Raw genomic sequence first — 20,423 nt, 5'->3', positions numbered from 1 at the left:
ATATACAGGATAAAATATAGTATGAATTATTAAATGAAACGTTTAATCAATTATTTATTAATTTCATATATATCCTAATATAAACTCTTTGTTCATAAGTCTTTTACATAGATGAAACGTTTAATTATTGTAAAGGTGGTTCGTCATGAGTCAGGAACGAATAACGATTAAAGACGTTGCTAAACGCGCAAAAGTATCGATTGCTACAGTATCCAACGTGCTGAATGGAACAGGCAGAGTAGCGCCTAATACGGTTCAGTCGGTTCAAGCAGCTATCGCTGAGATGAACTTCACGCCAAGCATGTCCGCTCGCAATTTAAAGGATAAGAAATCATCGCTAATAGCGGTCATTGTCCCTTTTTTGGAGAAAGGCAGGCTGCATGACAATCCGTTTTATTGGCAGCTTGTTACGGGCATTGAAGAAGGAGCACGGAACGAGAAGCTGCATGTGCTTCTTGTCGGGGTGGAGCCGGATGAAACCTTTTCATTCGTTCGTGAACGCCATTTGGATGGTTTGATCATTATTGGCGTATTTGAGGGTTCACCGATATACGAGCGAATTTTAGATTTGAATGTGCCTTGTGTATTTATGGATAGTTATTTAAAAAACGATGAGCTGTACCAAGTTGGGTTGGATGATGAGCTTGGCGGTTATATCGGAACAAAACATCTGTTATCGCTTGGACACCAGAACATCGCATTATTGACCGGGACACTGCTGGAAGAAGGCGTTAATCACAGACGGTGGCTCGGCTATAAGAGAGCGCTGAAAGAAGCGGGATTGACCTACCAAAGCGACTATGTTTTCGAGGTTCCTACCTCATCCATTGGCGGTTATCGCACTGCATCTCAAATCGCTTCAAGAGGACAGGAGCTAACGGCTGTATTCGCTTTATCGGATGTTCTCGCTATTGGACTAATTAAAGGCTTGCATGATCTTGGTATCGTTGTGCCGCGTGATGTGTCCGTAATGGGTTTTGACGATAATCAAAACAGCCATTATATGGTGCCCGGCTTAACGACCGTTCATCAGGATATTGTGCTCAAAGGACAGACGGCTGTGAAATTGCTGACTGCACAAATGGATAAGGATGCTGCTGTCGATCGCAAGGTCGTAATTGGAGTCGAGCTGACCATTAGGCAAAGCACAGCAGTAAAGAAATGAACAGAAGCAGCGCGATGACTTGCAGTCTATGAAGGGGGGGATGCCAAACTTCTAGGAGCCTAGGTGAAATCATGCGTCTAAACGGAGGGTATTTTTTGAACTAGGCAATAAATCTGCATTTCAAAATAGTGGGGAGTGTTGAATGGATGAAGGTTATAGGGAAAAGGTTAGCTTTGTTCGTATTAGCAGCAGCACTTGTATTGCCGGCAATTAGTGTTAATCCAAGAGAAGCAGAGGCATTAACCGCATCGTCCGCGCTTAGTCCAGTTACGCCAAAGGATACGGTGTACCAAATTATTACGGATCGATTTTATGATGGCAACACAAGCAATAATATCCCTGCTGGCTCCTCCGCTGCTTTATTTGATGATGCGAATGGCGATGGCAAAGGGGATGGCAATGATTTAAAGCTTTATCAAGGCGGAGATTGGCAAGGGATTATCGACAAAATTCCTTATTTGAAAAATATGGGTGTAACAGCTGTTTGGATATCCGCACCTTACGAGAATAGAGATACTGTAATTGAGGATTACCAGCCTGGCGGCAGCATGAATAAATGGACGAGCTTCCATGGGTATCATGTCCGCAATTATTTTGCAACGAATCAGCATTTTGGGCTGATGAAGGACTTTGAGAATCTTCGTGATGCTCTCCATAATCAAGGAATGAAGCTGGTCATTGATTTTGTAACGAATCATACGAGCCGCTGGCAAAACCCGACTAACGGCAATTCTCCAGAAGACGGCAAGCTCTATGAGCCGGATAAAGACGCAAGCGGCAATTATGCCTTCAATGCTGCTGGCAACCCTTACGATTACAACAATGATGGCAAAATAGAAAATTTAATCGCCGACCCGAATAATGATGTAAACGGCTGGTTTCACGGATTAGGCGATCGCGCAGGCGACAATTCTCGTTATGGCTTCCGTCATAAGGAGCTCGGCTCGCTTGCGGATTTCTCGCAAGAGAATGCCAATGTAGTTGCGCATTTGGAGAAGGCAGCGACGTTCTGGAAATCGAAGGGCGTTGATGGCTTCCGCCATGATGCAACGCTGCATATGAATCCTGCATTTACAAAAGGCTTGAAAGATGCCATTGACTCCGCTGCAGGCGGACCGCTCACTCATTTTGGTGAATTTTTTATCAGCAGACCTGACCCGAAATATGATGAATTCCGTACCTTCCCTGACCGTACGGGCGTGAATAATCTTGATTTTGAATTTTATCGTTCTGCAACAAATGCTTTCGGCAACTTCTCCGAGACGATGTCTACTTTCGGTAATATGCTGACACAAACGAGCGCCGATTATTCCTATGAGAATCAAGCGGTAACATTCCTCGACAACCACGACGTTACGCGGTTCCGCTATATTCAATCGAACAATAAGCCTTATCACGCTGCGCTCGCAACGCTTATGACATCACGTGGAACACCAAATATTTATTACGGTACGGAGCAGTATATGTCCTCCGCGGACAGCAGCGATATTGCTGGCCGTTCATTTATGCAGAAGGCGGCTGCTTTCGATGAGACGACAACTGCTTTCAAAGTGATCAAGAATCTATCGGCATTGCGCCAGTCCAACGAAGCGATCGCTTATGGTACAACTTCTATCCTGTACAGCACAGACAATGTTCTCGTTTATCAGCGTCAGTTCTACGACAAGCAAGTGATTGTCGCTGTAAATAGACAGCCAGATATTTCGTATACGGTTCCTGCAATTAATACAACGTTGCCGGTAGGAACATACACAGATGGATTGTCCGGCCTGCTAATGGGCGCGTCGAATACGGTTACGAGCGTATCAGGTCAAAATAAAATTTCCAGCTTTACGCTCTCAGGCGGCGAGGTTAACATTTTGGCATACAATCCATCGCTTGGCACTACCGTTCCAAGAATCGGAGATGTAGTTTCTACCTCAGGACGCCCAGGCAATACCGTTTATATTTACGGAACGGGCTTAGGCGGTACGGCTACCGTGAAATTCGGTACGGCTGCTGCAACGATCGTTTCCAACAATGATACGTTTATCGAAGCTGTCGTTCCAGCTGTAGCTGCCGGTTCAAGCAGCATTACGGTTACGAAAGGGACAAATGTCAGCAATAGCTTTACTTACGAGGTACTGTCGGGTGATCAGGTGCAGGTCATCTTTAAGGTCAACGCTACAACGGCAGTTGGACAAAATATTCATATCGTCGGYAGCATTCCTGAGCTTGGCAGCTGGGATGCAGCTAAATCGACGGAAGCGATGATGAATCCGAACTATCCAGTATGGTTCCTGCCAGTAAGTGTGCCGAAAGGGACGACCTTCGAATTCAAGTTCATTAAGAAGGACAGTCTCGGCAATGTTATCTGGGAGAGTGGAACGAACCGCTCGTTTACTTCTCCTGCGAGTTCGACAGGCACGTCTGACACTGCCGTCTACAATTGGTCTTGATGTAAATCAGCAGCGCGGAATTCAAGCATAAAAAACCCCGACGGTTCAAGCAGCCGTCGGGGTTTGATGTATTTGAGATTCTTTAAAATCGGATAGAGCAGGTTTTACTTTGCTTCTGCATCCGCAAGCATGAAAATCGTCAATATAAACATGGCATGCGACCAAGTAAGCGGGACAACCCAAGCGGTTTCGCCGGTGTTTTTGTCTACTTGCTCTGGCAGGAGGCCGGTCTCTGTGCGATGGTCCATCGCCCACTTCAGCAATTGCTTCGCTTCATCTATGCTGCCGGTTTGAATGCGATAGTGAGCAAGCCATAAAGTAGTGAGAATCCATGGGTTACCGCCAATATAGATATCGTCCTCATAACGCTTAATGCCGCCGACGCCTGGTACAGTCAATGCAGCTTCAACTGCATCTGCAGTGCGGCGCATGGATTCATCATCTGCCGCTACCGCTCCAAACGGTACAGCGATGCCAAGCAGGCTGATATCGATTACAGCATCATGATCGAGAACATGCTTCTTGTAGCCTTTATTGCCCTCAGTCACATAACCAGTTGAGCCAGCTGCCAAGGCTTGCTCGTATTTGCCTGCGTTTACTGTTAGGTCAACTCCGCGGTAGAATCGGCCGCCTTCCTCGTTCCAGCATAGCTCTTTGATCGCTGCTGAAATCCGCTCCGCAGCAGCCGTCCATTCAGCTGCAAGCTCAGGTCTGCCTGCTAGCTCGGCAAAGCTCGCTGCTGCCGTCAACCCGCCGTATACAGCGGCAGAGGAGTACGTATGCGATGCTTCACGCTCTTCCCACAGGTCGATGCTAGGCTTCGGCAAGCCGCTCTCTGCATCGAGGAAGCTCATCAAGAAGGATGCGCCTTTCTCTACAGCAGGCCATACCTGCTTAGCGAAATCAGAGTCCTTTTTCTCCAAATAATGCTGCCACATTCCCCAAAGAATCGACGAGCCTTCATCAATTTGCAAACCCCATGACGGCGCTAAGCTGCCATCATGATAATGCCGCTGCTGCCATGAACCATCTGGTGATTGCGCAGAAAGCGTCCATGCATAGAAGCTGTCGGACAGAGCGCCAAGACCTGCTTTATCAAGCGCAGTTGTAATGAATGCGGCATCTCGGCCCCAGCAGTAGGAATAACCCCCGCAGCGCGTGAAATTTTCATCGAATTCTGGAGCAGCGATAATGCTGCCCGTTTGCTCATCGGACATGAGCTTGAACATAAGCAGGGATCGGTCATATAGATCTGAGATTTCGTTGTCGTCAATCGGACAAGGGGCAGCGGCAGCCAAAAATTCATGCCAGTAGGTAGTCGTTTCTTGGACCCATTCTGCGCTTGTTTTGCTTTTTGCAGTACGCATTTGTTGCAGTACGCTTTCTTCATCATGGCCGGCTGTTATATAGACGGGAATCGTTACAGATGCGCCTGCTGCAAGCTCATTGATACGCCAGTTCAATGCACCATCTGGCTTCATATCAATGTTGTTGCCGTTCAACTCCCCATGCTGAACGTTATCCCAGTTGATTCCTGATTGATAACCTGTGCATACGTTTGCACTTGAAAGCGCAAAATAATACTTATGGCGGAAATGAACCAAGGAATCTTCAGCGGCATTAAACATTGTTGTGTTATATAGATTATTCTCGCTTACGAGAAAAGAAGAGTGAACGATAAACGAGAAGGAAGCAGGTTGATCGCTGACGTTTGTGAACGTGTATTCACGAACGATAATATCTTCGCCCGGAACAGCAAAATGCAAGCTGTCCACTTGAACGGGCTGTTGTTCAGTACGAGCATTCACTTGCAAAATGTTTGTTTTTGCAACATATGCCGTCTCATGAGTGAAGCCGTTCGTTTCTTCATCGAACCAGGAAACAGGGGATTGCGCCCACTGAATTCCTGTGCGGATAGCGTCTACATGCTGCGGCAAATCAATGTTCGGCCACCACAGGCGATACATTTTGCCTGTGCGGCCAAGCGATGCGAGAAACTTTGAATTGCCGATAATGGCATCCACTAAAAATGGTTTTTTATTTGACATGCTGTCAACTCCTCTTGGATACGGTTTGAATCGATGATTCGCGAACGATCAGCCGATGCGGAATAATCATTCTGTTCTGGTGTATGCTTTCTTCTTGGATAAGACGAATCAACATTTGTGATGCGGTATAGCCGAGCTGATAGGTTCCGATATCTATCGAGCTGATCGGCGGTGTTGCAAGTTCGGACAATGCAATGTTATTGAAACTTACGATGCTAAGATCATCAGGCACCTTGTACCCAAGCTCTGTCAGGCCGCGCAATACGCCGAATCCGACCACATCATCGATGACAACAAGGCCGCTAGGCCTTTCAGGCAGGCTCATCATAAATGACATGGCACGATAGCCGCTTTGCTGAAGAAACTCGCCTTCAACGATCCATTCGGATCGAACAGGCAAACCGGCTTCGGACATGGCTCTGCGGTAGCCTTCCATCCGGTCATGTGCAACGGTTAATGATGGCGGACCGCTAACAAAACCGATTCTTTCATGGCCTTGGACAATGAGATGCTGCGTCGCATCATAAGCTGCTTGCTCATTGTTATTATCGACTGATAATATATTAGGCCGATTTTCTGTGCGGCCTATTAATACAGTAGGAAACTTATGTTTGTCCAATAGGTCGATTAAAGGGTCATTTACCCGAGAGGATAACAAGATAACGCCGTCAACTCGTCTACCGAATACAAGACGCGATACGGTTTCCGTCTCGTCGCTTGGCGACGTCGCTGCGGTAAGCAGCATATCGTATCCCGCTCTTGTTGATTGCGTCAGTATTCCGCGAAGCAATTCACCGAAGAAAAAGTCCTGAAACAGCTCTTCAGCTGGTCGAGGCAGCATAATGGCTAAGGTTTGTGTTGTTTTTGATACCAGACTCTTCGCCATCACGTTAGGATGGTAGCCCATTTCTTCCATATACCGTTTGACCTTCTGAGAGGTTGCCTTGCTAATTCTAGGATGATTAGAGACGACTCTTGATACAGTGGAAGGAGATACCCCTGCAGCTTTTGCAATATCTTTAATGGTTACCATATTAAGTTGAACCCCCACCCGCGCAAACGTGCTTGCTTTATATGCTTCATCCTAATGCAACTGTTGCCTAAAAGTAAATATATATCTAAAGTAAGCGTTTCACAAATATTGAAAAACTGAATGAGAAGGAGAATATCGAAGAAAATTGAAGATAACTCCGTATTTAAGCGGAATATTGAACTGTGCAAACGTTTTAACAAACCGTGCACCTTGTTGTATGATGAATCCACGAATAGAACGCTTTCAAAACAATTCCACCATGTTTTCAGCTGTGAAACGGCATAAAAACCGCTCACAAATTATTTTCTAGTATGATTTGTACAAACGTTTGCGCATTGTTGAGCTTACCAATTTATGATGGAAGTAAGCTTTTCAGAACGATGAATAAAACGTTTGTGCGAATGCAGCCTATTAGAAAAGAGCTTGAGGAATTGTTGGAACGCCGCGAATTCAAAAAAAAGGCATGAAACACATTATGGAGGGGGATCACCTAGCATGAAAAAGTGGTTTGTAATGTCATTAATCACAGCCTTGTTTATCGTTTCCGCTTGTGGTGGAACAAATAAGGCAGAAAACACAGAGAAAACTGGAAATGCAACAAATGCTCCAACGAATAATACACCTGCTAACGAAGGTACTGCATCAGAAGAAATCGTTCCTGAAGAAGGCGCATCACTGCTTATATGGGAAAGTAAAGAGGAACGTCCTTTCGTTGAAGCCATCGCGAAGGAATTCACTGCAAAATACGGCATTGAAATTAAATTCGAGGAAATCGGCGCAGGCGATCAAGTAAACAAGCTGGTTACAGACGGCCCTGCAGGTCTTGGCGCTGACGTTGTTCTTTTCCCTCATGATAACCTTGGTAAAGCAGTAACAGCTGGATTGGTTTTGCCAAATGACTACTATGAAGAGCAATCAAGAAGCGCAAACTCGGAAATTGCAGTAAATGCAGTATCTTATGACGGCGTGCTTTATGGATACCCGCGCTCGGTAGAAACATACGCATTGTTTTATAACAAAGCACTAATCAAAGAAGCTCCAAAAACGTTTGATGAGGTAGTAGCATTCTCGAAAACGTTCAACGATACGAAAAACAACAAATACGGTCTTATGTGGGATGTAGGAAACTTCTACTTCAGCTATCCGTTCATCTCAACTGGCGGTTATGTATACGGCGATAACGGTCAAAACAAAGACGATATCGGCCTTAACACAGAAGGCGCAATCGCTGGTTTGAAATACTACGGTTCATTGAAAGACAGCATTTTGCCGCTTAACTCTGGCGATATCAACTACGATATTAAAAAAGGTTTGTTCATCGGCGGTACACTTGCAATGGATATTAACGGACCTTGGACAATTGGCGATTACAGAAACGCTGGCATCGATTTCGGCGTAGCTCCATTGCCTAGCATCAACGGCCAACCGGCTTCTTCCTTCTCAGGCATTAAAGCTTGGTATGTTAACTCATTCTCGAAATACCCGAATGCAGCACGTCTATTCTCTTACTATGCATCTACAAAAGAAGCTCAGTTGAAAAACTTTGAACTGACAGGCGCTATTCCTGCGAACACAGAAGCAGCAGCAGATCCTACTGTACAAGGCAATGAAGTGGTAAAAGGTTTCTTGGAGCAATTCAACCAATCGACGCCAATGCCTTCCATCCCTGAGATGGGCAATGTATGGACTCCTATCGGAGCAGCGTTCTCTGACGTATGGAACTCCGGCAAAGATGCAAAAGCAGCTTTAGACAATGCCGTGCAACAAATTAAAGACGCTAACAACGGCGCAGCGGCATCGAAATAACATCATATCAACGGTTTCACCCGCCGAATTCCTTCGGCGGGTGAACCGATGTTTTATAAGCGATACTTTCCATACTAGCAAGTTGCAACAAGTTTTTTTATATGAAAGGAAGGGAGCCAGGCGGGATGAATCGTCATCGCAGCACCGCGGCTATATTGTCGTTACTCGTAATGGGTCTTGGCCAATTGTATAACCGCCAATTTATAAAAGGCTTAATTATGCTTGCTGTTGAAGCAGCGGCGCTCATGTATTTTATTCCAAACCTAGGAAGAGCGATTTGGGGAGTTGTCACGCTCGGAGAGAAAACGCAAGGGCTTGAGAAAATAGGTAAAATCAGTGTTCGTGTAGAGGGAGACCATTCGATCTTTCTTCTAATCAGTGGATTAATAACGTTAATTTTATTCCTGCTATTTGTCTTTATCTATGTTATGAATATCCGCGATGCTTATCTGAACGGCAAGCAAAGAGACGCAGGAGTGGCGCCAGCAAGCTTTCGGAAGACGTGGGCTTATGTAACGGATCGTAATTTTCCGCACTTACTGCTTACGCTTCCGGCGCTCGGTGTATTGTTTCTAACGATCATGCCGATTATCTTCATGATTATGCTTGCTTTCACCAACTACGCATCGCCTGATCATATTCCGCCAGCTAAGCTGGTTGACTGGGTAGGCTTCCAAACGTTTGCTAATCTATTGACTTTGAAAACGTGGAGCCATACATTCGTTGGCGTATTTACTTGGACGATTGTATGGGCTGTTATTGCAACGGTAACGACGTATTTCGGCGGTTTGTTAGTTGCGCTGCTAATTGAGCAAAAAGGCATTCGTTTTAAAAAGCTATGGCGGACATTGTTCATTATTCCTTATGCCATTCCGCAATTGATCTCCTTGCTCGTCATGAGAAATTTGTTTAATGGACAATTTGGTCCGATCAATCAATACTTAAAGTTTTTTGGTATGGGCAAGCTGCCTTGGCTGACAGATCCATTTTGGGCAAAGGTAACGGTTATTATCGTTAATATGTGGATTGGTATCCCGGTTTCAATGGTACTTATTCTAGGCGTATTGACTGCAATTCCGAAAGACCTGTACGAAGCTGCCGATGTTGACGGCGCAACAGGCATACAGAAATTCCGTATTATTACGATGCCATTTATTTTGTTCTCGACGGCACCGATTCTGATTACACAGTTCGCTGGCAACATGAATAACTTTAACGTTATTTTCTTGCTCACGAACGGTGACCCGGTTAAAGGTGATTACCAGTACGCCGGCAGCACGGACTTGCTTGTAACCTGGTTGTATAAGCTAACGCTGAACAACAGTCAGTTCAATATGGCATCCGCGATCGGTATCATCATTTTCTTGATCGTAGCGTCGTTCTCTATTTATAACTATCGTCGCTCACGGTCATTTAAAGAGGAGGATATGATTCAATGAAAATGGGCCGGAAAACCGCCAATATTGTGCGCCTGACACTTAGCTATGTCGTTCTAATATTTATAGCTGTGTGCGCTATCTATCCTGCTCTTTGGGTGCTGCTATCCTCGCTTCGCCCGGGCACGGCTCTGTTTAGCGACAGTCTTATTCCTGATACATTCACAATTGTTCATTATAAGGAGTTATTTACGAATCCAAGCTTCCAATACGGTGTTTGGTACGTGAATACGCTCAAAATTGCGACGTTGACGATGATCTTCTCTACGATTCTGGTCACGCTCAGCATGTACGCGTTGTCGCGCTTCCGCTTCCGCGGCCGTAAGATGACACTGACGATTATGCTTGTACTGGGCATGTTCCCTGGCTTCATGAGTATGATCGCTATCTTTATCTTCTTATTGCAGCTTAACCTGCTCGATACACATGCGGCGCTCATTATCGTATATTCTGCTGGTGCAGTGCTCGGTGGCTTTGTCGTTAAAGGCTTTTACGATACGATTCCTCGGAGCTTGGATGAAGCGGCTCGGATCGACGGAGCAACTCATCTGCAGGTGTTCGTAAAAATCATGCTTCCGCTGTCGCGTCCGATGTTAACCTATGTAGCGCTGACTACATTTGCTGGTTCATGGGTAGACTTTATCTTTGCAAGATTGGTACTTCGAAGCAAAGACAACTGGACACTTGCTGTAGGAATGTGGGATCTTGTAAGCAATTATCAGAACAGCAACTTCACGTTGTTTGCCGCGGGTGCGGTGTTGATTGCGATCCCGATTACTCTCCTATTCATCTTCTTGCAGCGCTTCCTTGTACAAGGGCTGATGTCTGGCGCTTCGAAAGGATAAGAGAATGAACCGCAGCCGTTTGCGTTATGCGATAGTCCTGTTATGCTCGCTAATCTTTATTATGCTCGCTGCTTGCTCTTCAGAGGAGGCGGCGAACAATAATAAACCAAGTAGCACAGCTTCTGCAGAAGCGGATGAAGAAGGTGCAAGCGGGGAAGCTTCCACTGCTGCTTACACAGTAGATGAGCAGCCTGGCGGCGTATACTATGAAATATTTGTCCGTTCCTTCTATGATACGAACGGAGATGGAATCGGCGATTTGAATGGTGTAACCGCTAAGCTTGATTACTTAAAGGAGCTTGGGGTTAGCGGTATTTGGCTAATGCCGATTAACGCTTCGCCAAGCTACCATGGCTATGATACAACCGATTATTATGCGGTAAATCCGGAATACGGCACGCTGGATGATTTGCAGAAGCTGTTGGATGAAGCGCATAAGCGCGATATTAAAGTTATTATGGATCTTGTCGTTAATCATTCGAGCAAGGAACATCCTTGGTTCAAAGAAGCATTAAAGGATGAGAACAGTCCTTACCGCAGCTGGTACACATTTGCTAAACAAGGTGAGAAGGTTAGAGCAGATGGGGCAGTTGGTGGTGATCCATGGCATAGCTATGGCAGTCTCAAGTATTTAGGTGTCTTCTGGGAAGGCATGCCCGATCTGAACTTTGACGAGCCGAAGGTTCGCGAGGAATTGATTAAGATCGGACAATACTGGCTGGAGCAGGGGCTGGACGGCTTCCGCCTTGATGCGGCAAAACATATTTACGGCGACTTCGCGTCTACGGCCAGCACGCCTGAGATTCAAGCGAAAAATAAAGCTTGGTGGCAAGAGTTCCGAGCTGGCATGAACAAAGTGAAGCCAGATGCTTATCTGATCGGAGAGGTTTGGGATTCACTAACGGTTATTGCGCCTTACTTTGACCAAGCGCTGAACTCCGCATTCCACTTTGATCTAGCTGTTCGGCTGCTGAGTGCGGCCGATACGGAGAAGGATGCAGACTTAGTTTATTCTCTAGGACGTGCATACGGCGTTTACGAGAAATCATCTGGTGGTACATTTGTTGATGCGCCGTTCCTAAGCAATCATGACCAGAATCGTGTCATGACGGTTTTAAACGGCAATATTAATCATGCCAAGATGGCTGCTGCAATGCTGCTTACTTTGCCAGGCACCCCGTACCTTTATTATGGTGAGGAGCTGGGCATGAAAGGGGCTAAGCCGGATGAATACATTCGTGAGCCAATGCCTTGGTATAGCGCAGCAAGTGGAGGAGAAGGCCAAACCACTTGGGAGAAATCGCGATTCAATGGGAATGCCGAGACGGTATCTGTTGAGGCACAGACAGCAGATAAGCATTCGCTGTTAAACCATTATCGCGAGCTCATAAAGTGGCGGAACGAGGAGCCCGCTTTGCGCAATGGCGGAATAGCCGAGTTTAAGCTGGAGCCTGCCAATCAGAAGCTAAGTGTATATGTTCGCGTCATTGCTAGCGAGAGAGTGCTCGTTGTGCACAATCTATCGGGCGAGGATCAGATGGCTGATCTTCAGCCATCCAAAACTTTTGGATCATACGAGGGGATCATTCGCTCAAGCAATGATGGGGCAAAGTTGGATAATGGGAAACTGACCATTCCGGCTTACACCACAGTCATATTAAAATAATACGGTAAGAGGGAGCTGCACCGCCGGTGCTGCTCCCTCTTTTTTTTGTGCGTTCCAATGCGATTCCAGCCCATTTGTATTCAAATTTTGTAAAAAAATTAAGGAAATTACTAGTTGGTATATTGACATGTTGACATATTGTTTATAATATACTATTTGTAAGCGCTTATCACGAAGCTTTATCCAACTTGTAGAAGGATCACCATTAGGAGGAATGTTTGCGAATGAATCTGTCTATTACCGATATGAAAAAGAGTGACGCATTGATTTCATCTCTGGAAAAGTGGCCTGAAATCGTTAAGTTTTATAAAAACTGCTTCTATAACACGCTGGAGACGACGACGGAATGGCTAGAGGATGGAACCACTTTTGTATTTACGGGTGATATACCAGCCATGTGGCTGCGTGATTCATCAGCTCAGGTTCGGCATTATATTCCACTGGCTGTTTCAGACAGCCACTATCAGAAAATGATAGAGGGACTTATCAAAAGGCAAATGCAATATATCCAGATTGATCCTTATGCAAACGCATTCAATAAAGGCCCGGACAACAGGGGACATACGGAAGATGCAACCGAGGGCAATCCATGGGTATGGGAAAGAAAATATGAAATTGATTCCCTATGTTACCCGATACAGCTCGCTTATTTGTACTGGAAGGCCACAAACAGCACCGCAATGTTTGATGATGCTTTTAAAGAAGCGGTTAACAAAATTATTGGGCTTTGGACAGTCGAGCAGAAGCATGCAGAACAATCGAGCTACAGCTTCCAAAGATTTAATTGTCCAGAATCGGATACGTTAAGCCACGATGGAAAAGGGAGTCCCGTTGCCTATACAGGGATGACATGGTCGGGTTTTAGGCCAAGCGACGATTCGTGCAAATATCATTATTTGATTCCTGCGAATATGTTCGCTGTTGTTGTGCTGAGATATGTGGAAGAAATCGCCCAAGACATATACAAAGACGAAACGCTGGCGCTCGCAGCCAAGAAATTAGGTGGCGAAATCGATGCCGGCATCAAAGCATTTGGGATATACAAGCATGAAACGTTTGGCGAAATATACGCTTACGAAACAGATGGCTTAGGAAATTACAACTTGATGGACGATGCTAATGTGCCAAGCCTGCTGTCGATTCCTTATCTCGGATATACAAGCAAAGAGGATATCATCTATCAGAATACGAGAAGGTTTATTTTAAGTGAAGAGAATCCCTATTATTACGCAGGAAAAGCAGCTAGAGGGATCGGAAGCCCACATACTCCCACGAATTACATATGGCATATCAGCCTAGTCATGCAAGCGCTCACTTCAGACAACGACGCAGAAATACAAGAACTTCTAAGAACGATAATTAGCTCAGATGGCGGTACTGGTTTTATGCATGAGGGTTTTCACGTAGACAATCCGAATGAATTCACGAGACCGTGGTTTGCATGGGCTAACAGCTTACTCGGTGAACTTATTTATAAACTCGTAGAAGACAAGAAACAGCATCTCTTTTAATTGGTTTGACCTCCACTTGTGTTAGAGCGGGCCTGACTCCGCTGAGGACAGGACTTGCATAACAAATAAAAGATTTGAAAGGGGCAGAAAAATGAAACAAAAGAGAATGTTTTTGTTAGTCGTATGCGTCCTCATTATTTCCATCTTTGCGAGTGCTTGCACAAGTAATAACGGCGGAGGCAAAGACAAGGAGACGGCTGAAGCAACGAACAAGGCAGAAAACACAGCCTCGCCAAGTCCGGAAGCAACACCAGATGACGGAGCTCCTCCAGTAAAAGATTTAGGCGGTTATAAATTTATCGTTGCGGATAACAATGCGAACAGATGGTTCCCGCAAGAAGGAAGCTCTGATCACGCCAATGCCATTATTGATCGAATCAAGTGGGTAGAAGAAACATACAACGTAAAAATTGAAGTGAGAAAACATTCCGAGGAAGAGTTTGGCGCGGCGGTACTGGCGGGCGACAAATACGCTGACATCATCGTTGCTCCTACTTGGGAGCTGGGAAGACATATCAACGGCAAGCGTATTGTGGACATGAATACGATTCCTAACCTTCGGATGGATCAAGATTATTGGAAGGAATACAACACTTCATTCTTGCTCACTTATGACAACAGAACATATGGAACAGCAGCTCCATTCGCTAACCAGGGGGATGAAGTATGGGTTCTGGCATTCAACAAAAGCATTATTCAAGAGCTAGGTCTTGAAAATCCTTATGAGCTGGTAAAAAACAAACAATGGACATTCCAGAAAATGCTCGAGATGGAGCAAGCGGCAAAACGTGATCTAAATGGTGATGGCGTGATGGACAGCAATGACCGTTATGGACTGGCGACTGGACATGACTGGGATATTTCTGTAGCGCTTTATCTGGCATCCGGCAATAAAATCATTGATATCGCCAGTGATGGAAAAATGAAATATGCAGTAAATACACCAAAAGCATACGAGACGATTGAAATGATTAAGAAGATGGCGAAAAAAGGTGATACGTTCTTCCCGAAAAACGAAGGCGAGGATATGGACGCTTACGTGAAAGCTTTTGCAGAAGGGAAATCGCTGTTTTTAGCCTACTCCAGAGGCAGAGGCGTTATTGATCCGATTTATGAAATGGAAAGTGACTTTGGCTTTATCCCATTGCCTATGGGCAATAACACAGACGATTACCTTGATTGGGTAAGCCATGATGCTCCTTCGATCGCAGTGCCGGTAACGAACAAAGAGCTTGATAAAACCGGACTTATCTTGGATGCACTAGCGTGGAAAGCGCAAAGCGAAGAGAAAATTTGGATGGATGAAATTGCTCTCACTCAGTTGCGTGATGAGGAATCGCTTCAAACGCTCTTGCAGCTGAAAAATTATGGCGTGTCGGACATGGCGTTCATCGGTCAGCAAATGCAAGGCAATGTACACAGTGGTTTGGCACTCATTCCCGATGTTGGGTTCTACGATCAGAACCTAGAGCCTGCCTCCAAGGTTGCGGAAATCGAGGATGCTGTAAATATTGGTCTTGAGGAGCTTGCTTTAAGGCTGAAAGGTGAATTCGTAGAGCCTGAACCGAAGCCTGAGGAAGAGAAAAAGGCGGAATAGCAGCTTTCACCAAATAGATAAAGGGGCTGTCAGACAGATGACGATTGCTGCTAGCGCAACAGCCCCTTTTCTTTTTTTTGCAAAAAAAAGAGGCTGCTTTCCCTATCGTTCACGAAAAGGCAATGAATCTCTGTCCATATGGAGGAAACAAATATGACGGTGCGAGTTGAACGTTTATGAATAATAAAATAGCGAAATTATCAGTTGCAGCAATAGCCTTATGTTTGTTGGTGATTGTTTGGCCGCATGCGGCATTTGCAAGCAAGGATGACAACTTAATCAAGCTGCAAAGCTACCGTACCTATCTTGAACAGCACGCCGATAAAAAAGCTGGGAAAGCGGATATTGTGATCAAGGCGGATGCGTATACGAATGCGGAGGGAGATTTGAAAACCCTCGATCATTTTGAAGGAAAGGAAGGCAAATCTGTTCTTACGGGCGAAATCGGAAAGATTGAATGGGAAATTAACGTTCCTGAGAGTGGCATGTACAATGTAGAACTGCTTTATTACCCGATAGATGGGAAAGGCAATTCCATTGAAAGAATGATATCAATTGACGGTGAAGTACCTTATAACGAAGCGAAATACATAAATTTATCACGGGTTTGGAAGGACAAAAGCGAGATTGCGCAAGACAAAAAAGGAAATGACATTAGGCCGAAACAGACAGAAGCGCCTAGATGGAGAACGGTGCTGTTGCATGATTTGCTTGGCTATTATAACGATCCATTACTATTTTATTTGGAAAAAGGTAAGCATACCATTGGATTCGAATCGGTGAGGGAATCAGTGGTTTTAAATACCGTTCGTATTTATAAAGCGGAGGAGCTTCCGACCTATGATGAAGTAAAAGCGGGTTATGAAGCAAAAGGCTATAAGGAAGCGGACGCCGAGACAATTAAGGTTCAAGCGGAAAACAGCTTTGAGAAATCTGATAATACGCTATATCCGGTGTCCGATCGCTCATCAGCTATAACCGAGCCGCAGGACCCATCGAAGCTTCGCTTGAACAGCATAGGCGGCGATAAATGGAAAATGCCTGGTCAATGGATCAGCTACCGATTCACGGTAGAGGAAGCGGGCCTATACAAGATTGCAACGAGATTCAAGCAAAACAAATTAGCTGGGATGTACGTCAACCGTAAAATTTTGCTGGATGGAGCCGTACCGTTTAAAGAAGCGAAAGCTGTGAAATTTAAATACGGGAACAACTGGCAAGTGAAAACGTTGGGGAACGACGATCAGGCGTTTTCTTTTTACCTAGAACCGGGCGAGCATGAGCTGACGATGGAGGTCACGCTCGGAGATTTGGCTGATGTGCTGAACAGGGTTGATGATAGTTTATTTCAACTGAATGCCGTATATCGGCAAATTCTGATGATAACCGGCGCTGAGCCGGATTTGTATCGTGATTACGGCTTTGAGAAATTAATACCGGATGCCATAGCTGCCATGAGGGAGCATGCCGCGATACTTAGAGAAGTATCGGCTGACATGGAGGCGCTGGTTGGTCAAAAAGGCGAAAACATGGTGCTGCTCGATAAAGTCGCCTTCCAGCTCGAGCAAATGGTTAAAAATCCGGAAGCCAATATTGCGAAGACGTTTACCCCTTTTAAAGAAAATGTAGGCGCGCTTGGTACGTGGATCTTGACGGTAGGCGAGCAGCCTTTAACGGTCGATTATTTTAGCGTGATGCCGTTGTCCAAGAAGCTGCCAAAAGCGGATGCATCCTTTTTCAAAAAAATGATGTTTGAAGCGAAGTCTTTTTCGATGTCTTTCTTTGTGGATTACAATGCCTTGAATACAGAAGGTGAAACCAAAGGAGAGCCGCTCGAAGTATGGCTGACGTCTGGACGCGATCAATCGCAAATTATTAGGGAAATGATCAATGACACGTTTACGCCGGAATCGGGCATAAACGTAAAGCTCAAGCTGGTAACGGAAGGAACGCTTTTGCCATCGGTGCTCGCAGGTACGGGGCCGGATGTGGCGATGGGAAATCTAGCTGCCGACCCTATTCAATACGCGTTAAGACATGCGGTGGAGAACATCAAAGACATGCCGAACTATGATGCTATTGCCTCTAGATTCCATCCTAGTGCATTAGTGCCCTTCGAATTAGACGGAAAAGTATACGCTTTGCCGGAAACGCAATCGTTTCCCATGATGTTTTATCGGAAAGATATTTTGCATGATATGGGGCTGAAGGCTCCAGAGACATGGGATGAGTTTTACAAGCTAATACCGGAAATTCAGAAACAAAATATGCAAATTGGTTTTCCGGCGGATATTACCGGCTTGCAAATCTTTTTGTATCAGAAAAATGGGGAGCTTTACAACAAGGAGCGCAGCCGCTCAACGCTGGAAGACGATCTGACGATCGATGCGTTCCAGAAGCAGACGGAGCTGTTCACGACCTATAAGTTTCCGAGGGATTATGATTTCAGCAACCGCTTCCGAACTGGGGAAATGCCGATAGGCATCGCGGATTATACGACATACAACCAATTAATCGCGTTTGCTCCTGAAATTAAAGGACTGTGGGAATTTGCTCCGCTTCCTGGAACGGTGATGGAGGATGGACAATTGAACCGGGCGACGCCGTCGACGGGGACAGCGATCATGATGCTTAAGGGCGTCCAGAACAAGGATGACGCATGGCGCTTTATGGAGTGGTGGACGAGTGCAGAGACGCAGTCCAGATTCGGAATGGAAATGGAAGCGATTCTCGGCAAGGCAGCCAAACAAGCGACCGCCAATATGGAAGCCCTTGTTAATATGCCTTGGACAAAAACAGAGTATGACCATTTGATGACGCAGTGGTCGTTCGCAACAGGTACACCGGAGGTGCCGGGCGGTTACTATGTGACCCGAAGTATTGGATTTGCTGCCGCAACGGCGTATAACAACGGAGATCCTGAATCTCTTCTGGACTATGTGAAAGAAGTTAATACTGAAATAACGCGAAAAAGGCGGGAGTTCAAGTTGGAATGATGCTGCCTTGCGATTTTACTGATTCAGGAGGACCCATTCATGAGTAGAGATTTGGTGATATCAGGAGCTGTTGACCCTAAGAGGCAGGGCAATCCGGTCTTGCGAAAATTGGAGCAGGGCTGGAAGTCGATTAAAAAAAATAAAGTGTCCTACCTCTTTGCTGCTCCCTACATGATCTTGTTTTTTGCTTTTACCGCTCTGCCCGTCATTATTTCATTGATTTTAGGTTTTTTCTCGTTTAACTTGCTTGAAGCGCCTATCTTCGTTGGCATGGACAATTATATAAGGCTGTTTCTAGGCGATGATATTTTCATTAAAGCGATCGGAAATACGTTCCTGCTAGCTGTGATGGTAGGTCCGATCGGTTATATCATGTGCCTAGTGTTCGCTTGGCTTATTAATGAGCTGCCGAAGTCTCTAAGAACGATTTTGACTTTAATTTTTTACGCGCCATCCATTTCAGGAAACATTTATTTGGTTTGGGGCATTTTCTTCAACAAGGACGCTTATGGTTATGCCAATGCTATTCTGCTTCGTTATAATGTCATATCTTCGCCTATTCTATGGTTTGAGAATCCGAAATATATGATGACTCTTGTCGTCATCGTTGCTTTATGGACCAGCGTTGGAACGAGCTTCCTTTCCTTTATTGCGGGATTGCAGGGGATAGATCGAACGCTTTATGAAGCAGCGGCTATGGATGGTGTTAAAAATCGGTGGCAGGAGCTTTGGTACGTCACGCTGCCTTCGATGAAGCCGCAGCTTATGTTCGGGGCGGTAATGAGCATTACCGGCGCATTCGGCACCGGCGCCATTGTTACCGCATTGTGCGGCATGCCAAGCAACAGCTATGCAGCGCATACCATCGTTAACCACTTGGAGGATTACGGCGCCATACGTTATGAGATGGGCTATGCCTCTGCTATAGCTACCATTCTATTTATCATCATGATTGGAGCGAATAAGATTGTGCAAATGCTTCTGGCAAAGGTAGGTGAATGAAGTGATTCAAATCAAGCTTCATCGAAGCAAGAGCGGCATTAAACGTTCCTTTTTTGCGGATTTTGGCATCTATTTGTTTTTGCTGCTGTTTGGCATTTTTATGATGCTGCCACTGGTATATGCGATTTCAAATTCGATTAAGCCATTGGAGGAGATTTGGTTTTTCCCTCCGCGGTTTCTAGTAAACAACCCAACCTTAGATAACTTCAGAGATTTGCTCGCAGTCATGAGCGACTCGTGGGTGCCCTTCAGCCGGTATATCTTTAACACTGTATTTATAACAGCTGTTGGTACGGCTGGCCATGTGGTCATCGCTTCCTTATGCGCTTATGTCTTATCCAAGCATAAGTTTCCTGGCAAAGGAATCATGTTCAGCACGGTCGTGCTCTCGCTTATGTTTAGCGGTGTCGTTACCCAAATACCGAACTTTATCATCATTTCTTCGTTAGGCTGGATTGATTCGTATCAGGCTATTATTGTTCCGGCATTTGCATCCTCGCTCGGTTTGTATCTCATGAAGCAGTTTATGGATCAGATGATTCCCGACGCCATCTTGGAATCGGCTCGCATTGACGGCTCCAGCGAATGGAAGATTTTCTGGTCAATCGTTATGCCGATGGTTAAGCCTGCTTGGCTGACGCTCATCATCTTCTCCATGCAAGGTTTGTGGGGAATCGGCGCGAATCACTTCATCCAAAGCGAGGAGCTGAAAACCTTAAACTATGCGTTGTCCCAAATCTTAGCCGGCGGAATTGCGCGTACAGGAACAGGATCGGCTGCAGCGGTGCTGATGATGATTGTGCCTATCATCGTGTTTATCATCTCGCAGTCGAAGATTATAGAGACCATGTCTGCATCAGGCATGAAAGAATAGGCATGG

General features: G+C 45.5%; 13 protein-coding genes. 11 read left to right on the top strand and 2 right to left on the bottom strand.

The window, feature by feature from the left end; genetic code table 11:
• Positions 1–145: 145 nt before the first annotated feature.
• Complete coding sequence (locus AC1DM9_RS24000; protein WP_477549133.1) at positions 146–1,165, top strand: LacI family DNA-binding transcriptional regulator; 1,020 nt, start codon at positions 146–148, stop codon at positions 1,163–1,165.
• A 146-nt stretch (positions 1,166–1,311) separates the two neighbouring features.
• Positions 1,312–3,603, top strand: coding sequence for an alpha-amylase family glycosyl hydrolase (locus AC1DM9_RS23995; protein WP_477549134.1), 2,292 nt, complete (start codon positions 1,312–1,314; stop codon positions 3,601–3,603).
• 104 nt (positions 3,604–3,707) lie between these two features.
• Here the strand turns inward: AC1DM9_RS23995 and AC1DM9_RS23990 are convergent, their stop codons facing one another.
• Together AC1DM9_RS23990 and AC1DM9_RS23985 are read right to left on the bottom strand one after the other, a co-directional pair.
• Positions 3,708–5,651, bottom strand: a complete 1,944-nt coding sequence (locus tag AC1DM9_RS23990) for a glycoside hydrolase family 15 protein (protein WP_477549135.1) — start codon at positions 5,649–5,651, stop codon at positions 3,708–3,710.
• A 4-nt stretch (positions 5,652–5,655) separates the two neighbouring features.
• On the bottom strand, positions 5,656–6,684 hold the full coding sequence (locus tag AC1DM9_RS23985) for a LacI family DNA-binding transcriptional regulator (protein WP_076268828.1): 1,029 nt from the start codon (positions 6,682–6,684) through the stop codon (positions 5,656–5,658).
• Between the two features lie 495 nt (positions 6,685–7,179).
• Here AC1DM9_RS23985 and AC1DM9_RS23980 point away from each other — a divergent pair, with 495 nt between their 5' ends.
• The 9 genes from AC1DM9_RS23980 to AC1DM9_RS23940 all read left to right on the top strand — a co-directional run bounded on the left by AC1DM9_RS23980 (position 7,180) and on the right by AC1DM9_RS23940 (position 20,417).
• A complete protein-coding gene (locus AC1DM9_RS23980; RefSeq protein WP_441878547.1) occupies positions 7,180–8,490 on the top strand; it encodes a sugar ABC transporter substrate-binding protein in 1,311 nt (436 codons plus the stop codon).
• Between the two features lie 125 nt (positions 8,491–8,615).
• Complete coding sequence (locus tag AC1DM9_RS23975; protein WP_076268830.1) at positions 8,616–9,929, top strand: carbohydrate ABC transporter permease; 1,314 nt, start codon at positions 8,616–8,618, stop codon at positions 9,927–9,929.
• 2 nt (positions 9,930–9,931) lie between these two features.
• On the top strand, positions 9,932–10,771 hold the full coding sequence (locus AC1DM9_RS23970; RefSeq protein ID WP_076268893.1) for a sugar ABC transporter permease: 840 nt from the start codon (positions 9,932–9,934) through the stop codon (positions 10,769–10,771).
• A 4-nt stretch (positions 10,772–10,775) separates the two neighbouring features.
• A complete protein-coding gene (locus tag AC1DM9_RS23965; protein ID WP_477582577.1) occupies positions 10,776–12,437 on the top strand; it encodes an alpha-amylase family glycosyl hydrolase in 1,662 nt (553 codons plus the stop codon).
• A 245-nt stretch (positions 12,438–12,682) separates the two neighbouring features.
• Complete coding sequence (locus AC1DM9_RS23960) at positions 12,683–13,948, top strand: glycoside hydrolase family 125 protein (protein ID WP_477512444.1); 1,266 nt, start codon at positions 12,683–12,685, stop codon at positions 13,946–13,948.
• Between the two features lie 91 nt (positions 13,949–14,039).
• Positions 14,040–15,545, top strand: coding sequence for an ABC transporter substrate-binding protein (locus AC1DM9_RS23955; RefSeq protein WP_339206816.1), 1,506 nt, complete (start codon positions 14,040–14,042; stop codon positions 15,543–15,545).
• Between the two features lie 176 nt (positions 15,546–15,721).
• Positions 15,722–18,541, top strand: coding sequence for an extracellular solute-binding protein (locus tag AC1DM9_RS23950; RefSeq protein ID WP_477582575.1), 2,820 nt, complete (start codon positions 15,722–15,724; stop codon positions 18,539–18,541).
• Positions 18,542–18,580: 39 nt separating this feature from the next.
• Positions 18,581–19,543, top strand: coding sequence for a carbohydrate ABC transporter permease (locus AC1DM9_RS23945; protein ID WP_076268836.1), 963 nt, complete (start codon positions 18,581–18,583; stop codon positions 19,541–19,543).
• Position 19,544: 1 nt separating this feature from the next.
• Positions 19,545–20,417 (top strand): carbohydrate ABC transporter permease, encoded by an 873-nt coding sequence (locus AC1DM9_RS23940; protein WP_430055165.1) that lies wholly within the window; start codon positions 19,545–19,547, stop codon positions 20,415–20,417.
• The last annotated feature ends 6 nt before the right edge of the window (positions 20,418–20,423 follow it).

Source organism: Paenibacillus sp. 01T431 (genome assembly GCF_056398625.1).
Note: the sequence above shows the minus strand (reverse complement) of the source record. Positions and strands in the feature narration are given on the sequence as shown.